Source organism: Ilumatobacter sp., from assembly GCF_049588435.1.
Taxonomy (GTDB): Bacteria; Actinomycetota; Acidimicrobiia; order Acidimicrobiales; family Ilumatobacteraceae; genus Ilumatobacter_A.
The window spans coordinates 1-9,499 of sequence record NZ_JBAVYV010000161.1 but is presented as its reverse complement, the minus strand read 5'-3'; the positions used below and the strand labels follow the sequence as shown (position 1 = coordinate 9,499).

The 9,499-nt window shown below is 63.7% G+C and carries 9 protein-coding genes and 1 pseudogene; 6 read left to right on the top strand and 4 right to left on the bottom strand.

Annotation, left to right across the window (positions count from 1 at the left end; translation table 11 throughout):
* From WBV89_RS05950 to WBV89_RS05940, 3 genes are all read left to right on the top strand, one after another.
* On the top strand, positions 1 to 876 hold an 876-nt coding region (locus tag WBV89_RS05950; RefSeq protein ID WP_423980417.1), incomplete at its 5' end, for an alkaline phosphatase family protein.
* 180 nt (positions 877 to 1,056) lie between these two features.
* Positions 1,057 to 1,860, top strand: coding sequence for an MIP/aquaporin family protein (locus WBV89_RS05945; protein WP_423980416.1), 804 nt, complete (start codon positions 1,057 to 1,059; stop codon positions 1,858 to 1,860).
* A gap of 129 nt (positions 1,861 to 1,989) precedes the next feature.
* Positions 1,990 to 2,967: an HAD family hydrolase gene (locus WBV89_RS05940; protein WP_423980415.1), complete on the top strand. Its 978-nt coding sequence runs from the start codon at positions 1,990 to 1,992 to the stop codon at positions 2,965 to 2,967.
* 294 nt (positions 2,968 to 3,261) lie between these two features.
* Here the strand turns inward: WBV89_RS05940 and WBV89_RS05935 are convergent, their stop codons facing one another.
* Positions 3,262 to 3,576 carry a Rieske (2Fe-2S) protein gene (locus tag WBV89_RS05935; protein ID WP_423980414.1) on the bottom strand — a complete coding sequence of 105 codons (315 nt, stop codon included), beginning with the start codon at positions 3,574 to 3,576 and terminating at the stop codon, positions 3,262 to 3,264.
* A complete protein-coding gene (locus WBV89_RS05930) occupies positions 3,573 to 5,312 on the bottom strand; it encodes a GMC oxidoreductase (protein ID WP_423980413.1) in 1,740 nt (579 codons plus the stop codon). Before WBV89_RS05930 ends, WBV89_RS05935 begins: the two co-directional genes overlap by 4 nt.
* Before the next feature lie 632 nt (positions 5,313 to 5,944).
* Here WBV89_RS05930 and WBV89_RS05925 point away from each other — a divergent pair.
* Positions 5,945 to 6,073 (top strand): hypothetical protein, encoded by a 129-nt coding sequence (locus WBV89_RS05925; protein WP_423980418.1) that lies wholly within the window; start codon positions 5,945 to 5,947, stop codon positions 6,071 to 6,073.
* Positions 6,074 to 6,500: 427 nt separating this feature from the next.
* Here WBV89_RS05925 and WBV89_RS05920 read toward each other — a convergent pair.
* Positions 6,501 to 6,809: pseudogene (locus WBV89_RS05920) on the bottom strand (transposase); the annotation flags it as partial.
* Positions 6,810 to 7,135: 326 nt separating this feature from the next.
* Here WBV89_RS05920 and WBV89_RS05915 point away from each other — a divergent pair.
* Positions 7,136 to 7,621 carry a sigma-70 family RNA polymerase sigma factor gene (locus WBV89_RS05915; RefSeq protein WP_423980412.1) on the top strand — a complete coding sequence of 162 codons (486 nt, stop codon included), beginning with the start codon at positions 7,136 to 7,138 and terminating at the stop codon, positions 7,619 to 7,621.
* Entirely contained in the window at positions 7,618 to 8,766 is a 1,149-nt protein-coding gene (locus tag WBV89_RS05910; RefSeq protein ID WP_423980411.1) for a hypothetical protein, read from the top strand. The genes WBV89_RS05915 and WBV89_RS05910 overlap by 4 nt, the downstream gene beginning before the upstream one ends.
* A 354-nt stretch (positions 8,767 to 9,120) precedes the next feature.
* On the opposite strand, the gene WBV89_RS05905 is transcribed toward WBV89_RS05910, so the two are convergent.
* The coding region (locus WBV89_RS05905; RefSeq protein WP_423980410.1) for an acyl-CoA dehydrogenase family protein at positions 9,121 to 9,499 on the bottom strand (379 nt) is incomplete at its 5' end.

The following is a 9,499-nucleotide window of genomic DNA, read 5'->3' as shown; positions in this document are numbered from 1 at the left end:
TCGCTGACCGGGATCATTCATGCGGCGCGCCTGCGCCCGAAGTTCGCGACCAACTTCATGTCGACCGAGCAGTTCTTCGTCGACTGCGAGGCTGGCAACCTTCCCACCTACACGTTCATCGAGCCGCAGGTGATCGGGTGGGGGCACAACGACATGCATCCGCCGTTCACCCAGCTGTTCGAGTCGATCGCGAGAGACAAGGGAATCGACCCAGGAGACATCACCGTCGATCCACCGTCGTCGATCCTGGGTGGTGAGGAACTGCTCTCGCGCATCTACAACGCGGTTCGCTCGTCGAGCGCGAACGGTTCGAACCATCTCAACACCACACTGCTCGTCACCTTCGACGAGCACGGCGGCACCTACGACCACGTTCCACCACCAGCAACTGTGGCACCCGACCCGTCGGCGGAACCCGGCGAGATGGGATTCACATTCGACCGGGCCGGAGTCCGCATTCCCACCATCGCCGTGTCCGCCTGGATTCCCGAACAGACCGTGATCACCGAAGAACACCGTGCAACGTCGCTCCTGGCGACCATGCGCAAGCGCTGGAACCTCGGCGAACCGCTCACCGCACGCGACGCGAACGCTCGACCCTTCGACGACATCTTCACCCTGACGACACCACGCAACGCGGACGACTGGCCCGACATCACACCACTGCCCGTGCCACCGATGCCCGACACGATCTTCCCCCTCGACGCACCCCTCGGCGCGCTCGGACAGGCCCTGCTCGGCGCAGTCGCGGGCTACGGCGTCGAGTTCGGCATCGACGTGCCTCAGCTCGACCCCTCAAGGCTGAACGGGAGCGAAGCAATCGCCGCCGCAGCCGACATCCTCGCCAAGCTGTTCCCACTCCTCGCCGACTCCTGAACGACCCGTCGAACGGCGGCGGCCAGTCAGTGAGCCAACCGAGCCAGCAACTTCGCGATCGCAGAGACGAAGACTGGCGACAACGGGAACCATCACCTCGTTCGGCCCAGGACCGGGTGGTTCGAGTCATCCCCCCATGACATCAATGATGACATCCAAGTTGAGAAGGAAGTACACGACATGACAGAAGCAGCCGAATGGTTGGAAGCGGTCGAGCACAACGTCGACCGCCGTCTCGAGGATTTCAACGACCCTCGACAGGAGTGGCGCCGTCTCTTCTCGGAGCTCTTCGGTACCTTCTTCCTCGTGCTCGTCGCCGCGGGCGGCGGAATGATGGGTCAAGCATTCCCCGACACCATCGGACGATCGGCGGCCGTGGTCGCTCCCGGTTTGATGGTCATGGCGATCATCCTGTTCATGGGCAAGGTGTCCGGTGCCCATTTGAACCCCGTGGTCAGTATCGCGTTCGCTCTCCGAGAGGACTTCCCGTGGCGCCGGGTGCCCGGCTACGTCGTCGTCCAACTCGCCGGCGCGACCCTGGCGGCGTTGTTCCTCCAGGCGGTTGTCGATGTGAGTGCTGTCTATGGGTCGAACTATCCCGCGTCCGGCTACTCCGACGGAGCGGCATTCTGGATGGAAGTCGTGTTGACTCTCGGTCTAGTGAGTGTCATCCTCGGGACGGCGTCGGGAGCGCAGAACATCGGCATCGTCGGGGCGTTCGGCGTCGGCGGGTACATCGCGCTCGCCGGATTGTGGGGGAGCCCGATCTCGGGGACCTCGATGAACCCTGCCCGTACGTTCGGCCCCGACCTGGTCGGCGCAGACTGGACGAGCTACGGGGTCTACGTCGCTGGACCACTCGTCGGTGCCTTCGTGGCTGTTGGAGCGGCGTTCGTGCTTCGCGGTCGCGGTGGAGGCCAAGCAGGATCCGGCGCAGGGCAAGGCGCGTTGGCCACGGAGATCGCACATCCCGATGACGCCTGACTGGCCGTGGACCGCGCCGCATCACGAGGTGCACGGCTCCGGCGGAGCGCAGCCCACACGGCGCATCGTCGTCGACGATCGCCGCACCGCACAAGCACGGAACACGACAATGGTCGACGAGGAGATGACATGTCCGAAGCGCTGACGCTGTGGACGAACGGCGCAACACGAAACGCGATCCTGGAGCTCGTCGACAAGGTGACGGCGAAGGATACGGAGGGCTTCGTCCCCCCGGCCGAGCGAATCGCAACCTTCGACAATGACGGCACGTTGTGGTGCGAGAAGCCGTTCGCGCAGGGAGCATTCGTGGCCGAGCGGCTCGTTGCGATGGTCAAGGCTGACTCGTCGCTTCGCGACCGCCAGCCATGGAAGGCGATCGCTGGTGGGAATCCGTCGTGGATCGACGATGCGCTGACCAAACACTACGGCGGAGACGACACCGACATGGCCGCGTTCTACACCGGCATCGGTGCTGCCTTCGGCGACATCTCCGTCGAGGAGTTCGAGTCTCGAGCCTCGAGCTTCTTTGCGACGGCGCTGCATCCGACGTTCGGTCAGCCGTTTCAGAACCTCGGGTTCCTCCCGATGGTGCAGCTCCTCCGGTATCTCGAGGCGAACGACTTCACCTGCTACATCGTGTCAGGTGGTGGGCGTGACGTCGTTCGACCGATCACTCAATCGATGTACGGCATTCCTCCCGAGCGGGTGATCGGCAGCTCATCGGGTCTCAAGTTCGAGGTGGGTAACGGCGGCGTCAGCATCGTGCGAACCGACGCGGTCGGCATCATCGACGACGGACCAGAGAAGGCGATCCAGATCTGGGAGCGGATCGGCCGTCGACCCATCCTCGCCGCAGGCAACACGAACGGCGACATCCCCATGCTGCAGTTCGCTGCCGATCAGACGCATCCGACGTTGTGCATGCTGGTGCACCACGACGACGCCGACCGTGAAGTCGCCTACGACCTCGGCGCCGAGCGAGCGCTGTCGACCGCAGCGAGCGAGGGCTGGACCGTCATCAGCATGAAGACGGACTGGAACCAGGTGTTCGAACACGACGAAGGACGCGCAACTTCCACATCACCGAGAATCGAGGATTCGCCATGACCGCGCGAAGAATCACACGGGGCTACTCGTGGCAGGCACCGCCAATGTGGACGTCCGAGTCGAGCTCGACTGCTCTGTCACGAGCACCCTGATCGGTGCTCAGGGAATCTCCATCACTCCGCGGCAGCGACGACAGCGGAACGCGTAGCCGGATCGGCAAATGGGCACAGCCGTCGTCGACGCTGTCAAGCCCGACAGCCAGGTGGCACGTACTCAGGCGGCTCGTCAAGAGGTCGTTGAAGATCGCCCCGATCTGACATCCGTCCCGGTCGCCGTGGCCGGTCGAGAGTTCCGTCAGATCTTGACGTGGATTGCTCCGTTGGTCTCGTGGACCTCGTAGGTCTTCAGTGGCTCCGTTGCGGGACCCCGGACGACGCTGCCATCGCTCAGCTCCCACTGTGAGCCGTCACCTTGGGACATGATGATCGTTCCGGTGAGGAGCCCAGCAGAGAGCGGCATGTCACCGTAGAGATCGTCGAAGGCATACAGGTCGCCGCCCGCGCGGGCAACCGAGACTCGATGCTTGAGGTCGTCGAGGTAGTAGGGGTTCACCCAATCGTCTTTCAGCTGGGCGGACTCGCCGACGAGTCGGAACTCTGCATTGCTCATATGGAACCTTGACCTTTCAGGACAGGGGGGTCGTGGGCATCGGTGACGTCCCAGCGAAGCTCGCCTGGAGCGCCAGCGGGAACGATCGGGGCGTGAGGCATCACGCCCGGAATGGGTTCGTAGCTGGAGCCGAGGGGCGCACGTGGGTCGTCGTCGCCCTTGTTCGGCCAGAACGACATTGCGCGCTCGGTCATCGCCGCGATCGTCAACGAAGGATTCCGTCCGAGGTTGACCGGGATGTTGCTGCCATCCATCACGTGGAGGCCCGGGTAGTTGAACACACGCTGGAAGGGGTCGGTGACACCGGTGTCCGCGTTGTCGCCGGCGAGCATGCCGCCCATGAAGTGTGCCGACGCGCTCCGCCCGGCGACTTCGAATACCTCTCCGGCGACGTTGCCGCCCAGTTTCTCGGCGAGTCGGTGGGCGGTCTCGTTGACGATGGGCTGGACTGCTGGCATCTCCTGGCCGGGGTCGTGCTTGCTGCGCATCCGACCGTCATCCCAATACAGATCGATGTGATTGTCGAGGTCCTCCATACACAACAGGTTGAATGCCCGCTGCGCCCAGTCTCGGGCGTCGTCGATTCCGAGCGTCTCCTGTGGATGGTGCATGAGATGCTTGAGCCACCCCCTGAGGTGCTCTTCGTCCTCACCCTCGTAGTGGTAGGTGTAGAGCAGCGCCATGATGTCGCTGCCGACGCCGTATTTGACCGGCCCGAGCAGCGAATTGTCGTCCGGTGCGATCGCTCCGGTCACCGAGGCGGCGGCCGGAGTGATGTGGAACCGTTCGGGATGCTCCGCCCACTCCTTGTGGGTCCGGAAGATCGAGAGCAGGGACTCCGAATTCGTTCGGGCGTAGCGTCCGATCCGGTCGGACAAGTCTGGCAGCGCGCCCTTGTGCTTCATGTGGTGCAGGAGTTTCGCTGTGCCGTACGCGTGGGCCGAGACGATGACGTGCTCGGCGGTGAAGTGTTTGTCGCGGCCAAGAAGGCGCTTCAGACCAGGGTGATAGGTCGTGACCCGATAGCCGCCGTCGGGGAGCGGGTCGATGCTCCGCGCTTCGGTGAAGTCGTACACATCGGCGCCGAACTTCTCGGCCAGGAACAGATAGTTCTCGGTCGTCTTGTTCTTGGCACCGTGACCGCAACCGATCATGCAGTTGCTGCAGCTGATACAGCCCGTTCGCGCTGGGCCGACACCGCCGAAGTACGGATCATCGACCTCGACACCCGGTGTGCCGAAGTAGATGCCCATCGGCGGTCGGCTGAAGAACTCCGGTCGGCCCATGTCGACCGCGACTTCGCGGATCAGGCGGTCGCTGTCGGAGTCCATGTACGGGCCCCGGACCACACCCAACATGCGTTGGGCTTGGTCGAAGTGCGGCGAGAGTTCGGTGGCCCAGTCGGCGAGCCCGGACACCAAAGGGTTGTCCCAGACATGCACCGGTGGCACATACAGCGTGTTCGCGTAGGTGTTCGAACCACCCCCGACTCCAGCACCCGACAGCACCAACACGTCCTCGAGGTATTCGATGCGCTGCATGCCGAACAGCTCGACCTCGGGCTGCCACACGAACTTTCGGACATCCCAGCTGGTCGTCGGGATGTCGGCATCGAGGAACCGCCGACCGGCCTCCAGGACGCCGACGCTGTAGCCCTTCTCGGTGGCGCGCATCGCGGCGATGCTGCCACCGAACCCAGAACCGATCACCAACACGTCGTAGTCGAACCGCGCCATCTGAACCTCCCAGTCACATCACTCGCCACAGCCGAGCAAATCGTTCAAGACAACGTATGGGGCCACCACCTCGGACGTCATCGTCCACATCGAATGAATCGAACAGCGCTTGCGGTCAGGATGAACGATCATTCGAATTCACGACGTCGCCGATACCCCGAACGACTCATACCGCTGGGCTGGCCCACCGGTTGCGCACGAGTCATGACGCGGCTGGGCCGCATGGTCGTGCCACTCGATCTGTTGCCGACACCGATCGGCTCGCCCGACGAATGGTCGGAGCGCCCCCAAGAACACAGGGCAAGGCCGATTTTCTGCCGCCTGGCCTCGACTCCTGACGGCCGCTGGGCCCCCGCCGGCGACGTCGTGTTCGCGATCAACCCGGCAACGGCGACGCGGTATCGGAGTCCGCACGTACATCAGAGCGGTTCCACTCGACATCGCTCCGGGCGAAATACCGGGAGGAGAGGGCGCGACAATCGTGTTGATCACCTCTGAGACGTTGCCGCTCGCGCAGGTCAATCGAAGATCTCCGAGATGGTTGAACGGGTCGAACACACCCACGACCGCATGGGGTCACCCGTCACGGCTGTCCGGCAGCGGCGATGGTCAGCCCTGACGAACTCACCTCAGTGGAGGACACTCTTGAGTCGCTCCCCGATTCGGGGGCGATCCGGGAACGCGACGAGGCACGGCGGGCCGCCTCCGAGGGCGACTACATCGCCGGTATCGACCACCGCGCCCACTACGCCGCATTGTGACCGAGCACAACGCCGCGTCCGAACTCCGGATCACCGCACCCGCCAAATGCCAACTCGGTCGACTCCACGAAAGAACCCCGCGACGATCGTCGAGCCGATGCTGAGCGCACCCGTGGACAACCCCAACCGCGTCGACGGGTAGGTCCAACGCGAACTCGCCGGACTGCACTCGGCAGGCAGCGGTGCCTAGCTCGTCGTCGACGAGATCAACGAAGACGAAGACGAACACGCCGTCATCGTGCTGCGCGTCGCCACCGCTTCCGCGGCTACCGAACACAGTGGTCGGCACGCATATTGGGTGCTTCGGATTTCGGCGTGGGTTGGGGTCGAGGAGGGCCCAGTTGGGTCGACGGGCGTAGAGTAGTGATCGGGTGCGGTAGTTGGTCCAGTTCGTGATCCCGAACGCTCGCTTCACCCTCGTGATCAAGTTGTTGACGGCCTCGGTCGGTCCGTTCGTGAACTTCGCCTGATGCCATGCGGCCATCTGGTGGCGCCAGCGGGTGACGGTGCGTCCGAAGCGCGGCACCTCGGGTGGACACGAGTCGTCTTGGAGGTCGATGCCGAGCTGGGTGACGAACTCGGCGGCCAGTTCGGAGTTGTCGATCGTGTAGATCGACCGGACGACTTCTTTCGCGTGCCAGGCGGTGCGGACTTCGCCTTTCGGGTCGCCGGCCTCGAGCAGTCCGACCAGTTTCGCGTTGGCATCGTCGTCGAGGCGCTCGTGCGCGATGGTCATCAATTTTCGGATCCGGTAGAGCGGATCGGTCTTGCGACCGCGTGTCGCGCCCGGGACCATCTACCCGATCAGGCCGAACTCACGCCCAGATCCGAAGCGCCCGACGTGGGCGTCGTAGGCGATGATTTCGGGGTAGTCGACCGCACATGATTCGGCATCGTTCGGCCTTGAGCAGCGTCGGATCCTTCGTCGCGGAACGGCTGCTCGATCGAGAACGGCGAGGAGCATTGCTCGCGGCTCTCCGATGTTGATGGAACCGATTCCGGTTCGGTGAAGTCGATAATGGTGTGAGTCGAACCATCGCACAGCACCGATTGAGAGATCCCATGTCAGACCCGAACGTCGAGCAAGTCGACGCGAGGTTCCAGGACTTCTACCGGGATCATTTTGTTTTGACCGCTCGACTCGCCCGGATGCTCACCGGCGATCCCGATGCCGCTGATGACCTCGCGCAGGACGCGTTCACGCGCGTGTATCGGTATGCACAGAACGCGGACTCGACGATCGAGAACCCGGCGGCTTTGTTGCGCACGACGACCACGAACCTCTGTCGGAGCTGGCACAGATCCAAGAAGCGTGCGCAGCTTCGGATGGTCCGCCACGGCGCAGATGACGCGTCGCTGATCGAATGGGAACGAGAACTCGACGACACGCTCCGCCGGCTCCCCTATGACCAGCGCGCCGTCATCGTCCTGCGGTACTGGCTCGGGCTTACTGAAGCAGAGATCGCCGACTCGCTCGACTGTCGACCCGGCACCGTCAAATCCCGCCACGCACGAGCGATGCGAACCCTTCGAAAGGAACTGTCATGAACCACAACGACCAGACCCCGCCCCACGACCCGTTCGAAGCGCGTCTCATCGACGGCCTCGACCGACTCGCTTCCAGCACACCGACGCACGAACCCGATCATTTCGACCCCAACGCAGTGCCACTCGTGACCAACGAACCAGAACCCCGGCGAACCGGTGCTTACCTCACCGCCGCCGCAGCAGTTGCCGCGCTGACCGTCACCGGCCTCGTCGCGATCTCCGCCCGCAACGAGGAACAACCCGCCCAAGCCGACCAAACAGCCCCTCCCGCGTCACCGTCGTCGACGGTCGAGCAGACTGCTTCAACGACACCACTCGCGGTGCGAGGCGTCCCGGTCTGCGGTGCCGAGCTCCCTGTGACGATCGACATTCCAGCAGCGGTCGGTGGAGCGAATCCGGGGCCAGCCGTGTACGGGCCGACCAGCGAGGGCCAACTCGCCCAGTACTGGGATCTGCCAGCTGGCACGATCGAGGTTCGCTGGCCAGCCGACGAGCGCGAGATCTATGACCTCGATGCCAACCGCGGAGACCCGACAGCATTCGACCGGCTGGGCGTTGCAACCCCCGATGACGGATCCCAGGCGATCGTGCAAGCACCGAACATCGACCCCGGACTCGACGACGCGGTCGAGTCCTCCAGCGAACCCGCAGCCGACCAGCTCGACGCGATCTCGCCGACCCTGACCATGACAGCAACCGACGCAGCACCAGCGTTAGGGCCACCGTGCGATGTCATGCAGGTTCGCTACATCGACCTGAACGGCAACCAGATGACCCTCGGCTACAACCCGATCGACTTCAGCGTCGAGCCAGCATTCGGCATCGACCTCAACCCGCTCATCACATCGAGCGGCGATCCCGCCTCGGCACCCGACGCAGCCAACACAGCCAGCTGCGGAAACAACGACCTCGACGACAACACCGCTGGACCGATCGCAGACACACCGGCCGACGCGCTCGCAGCATTCCTCGAATCCGAACAAGCGCCCGCCAGCTTCTCCAAGAGCGGCTACGCCGAGTTCGAAATCAGCGACGACACAGTCGACTACGCGATCATCAAGAATGGAACCCTCATCACGCTCATCAGCGTCGACCACACCGACACCGGCTGGGCCGCCACCCACGTCGCCTCCGCCGGCTGCTGACACCAGCGGGCAACGCCCAATTCGCAACCGGCGACGCGCATTCTCGTGCGGGTCGCCGCTCGTTCAAGTTCCGCTCCTGACCGGTCTGGTGAGCACCGTTGCGGTGGTGATATGCGCTGCGCAACCCAGCGTGCTACCGGGAGTAGCATGCTTGTATGAAAGTCAGTGTCCGTCGGGCGTCATTACCCGTGAAGACGCGGACCTCCCAGACGCTCGACTTCTTCTCGCGGATCGTCTCCATGCAGACGACAGTACGCGCCAGGGGTGTCACAGTCCGCCAGTGAAAATGACTAGGGATGAAACCAAGGATGGCCGATCAGCGACAAGATTCGCCGACCGGCCACACCCTCAGAATTACACGATACGCAGGCCTGATATCGCCCGGCTGATGACCAGTTGCTGGATCTGCTCGGTGCCTTCGAAGATGTCGTGGATCTTCGCATCACGATGCCAGCGCTCGACCGGATACTCGCGGGTGTAGCCGTATCCGCCGAGGATCTGGATCGCTCGCTCGGTCACCCAGGTCGCCGTGCGGGCGGCCTTGAGCTTGGCCATCGAGCCTTCGGCGTTCTGGAACTGGCCGTTCTTGCCGAGCCATGCAGCCCGGTAGATGAGCCCACGCGACGCTTCGATCTCGGTTGCCATGTCGGCGAGCATGAATGCGATCGCCTGGTTCATGATGATCGGCTTGCCGAACGCCACGCGCTCCTTCGCGTACTCGAGCGAGTACTCG

Coding starts and splice junctions, on each gene's coding strand:
- WBV89_RS05945 (WP_423980416.1), top strand. CDS start 1,057: ATGACAGAAGCAGCCGAATGGTTGGAAGCGGTCGAGCACAACGTCGAC.
- WBV89_RS05940 (WP_423980415.1), top strand. CDS start 1,990: ATGTCCGAAGCGCTGACGCTGTGGACGAACGGCGCAACACGAAACGCG.
- WBV89_RS05935 (WP_423980414.1), bottom strand. CDS start 3,576: ATGAGCAATGCAGAGTTCCGACTCGTCGGCGAGTCCGCCCAGCTGAAA.
- WBV89_RS05930 (WP_423980413.1), bottom strand. CDS start 5,312: ATGGCGCGGTTCGACTACGACGTGTTGGTGATCGGTTCTGGGTTCGGT.
- WBV89_RS05915 (WP_423980412.1), top strand. CDS start 7,136: ATGTCAGACCCGAACGTCGAGCAAGTCGACGCGAGGTTCCAGGACTTC.
- WBV89_RS05910 (WP_423980411.1), top strand. CDS start 7,618: ATGAACCACAACGACCAGACCCCGCCCCACGACCCGTTCGAAGCGCGT.